Genomic DNA, 441 nt, shown 5'->3' with positions numbered 1-441 from the left:
CGGTGGCGCTGGCGCCCGCGGGGACCGACCGGGCCGCGCTGGTGGCGCGCCGCAGCGAGCCGACCGTGAAGGAGGGTGCACCCGATGCGCTCGCGCGCCAGGCGCTGCGCATGGTGGATGCGGCCTGCGCCGAGGTGGGCATCACCCGCGACCAGCTGCAGTCGACCGGCGTGGCGTGCTGCGGGCCCTTCCTGCTGCAGGACGGCATGGTCGAGGTGTCCACGCCCAACATCTGCGGCGGGCTGCCCGGCGCCGACCGCAGCCTGCTGCCCAACGACTGGACGCGCATCCCCCTGCAGGCGCCGCTGGCCGAGGTGCTGCAGAACGTGAACGTGCAGAACGATGCCGTGGCCGCCCTCGTTGCCGAGCGCCGCTGGGGCGCGCTGCAGGGGCTGGACCACTGCGCCTACGTCACCTGGAGCACCGGGGTCGGCGTGGGCC

At 75.3% G+C, this 441-nt stretch carries 1 protein-coding gene; it reads left to right on the top strand.

Annotation, left to right across the window (positions count from 1 at the left end; translation table 11 throughout):
• Window positions 1–441, top strand: a 441-nt coding sequence (locus GVL52_RS32155) for an ROK family protein (protein WP_160012746.1), incomplete at both ends; no start/stop codon positions are given.

The organism is Rhizobium sp. 18055, assembly GCF_902706285.1.
In the GTDB taxonomy this organism is placed as follows: domain Bacteria; phylum Pseudomonadota; class Alphaproteobacteria; order Rhizobiales; family Rhizobiaceae; genus Rhizobium.
Note: the sequence above shows the minus strand (reverse complement) of the source record. Positions and strands in the feature narration are given on the sequence as shown.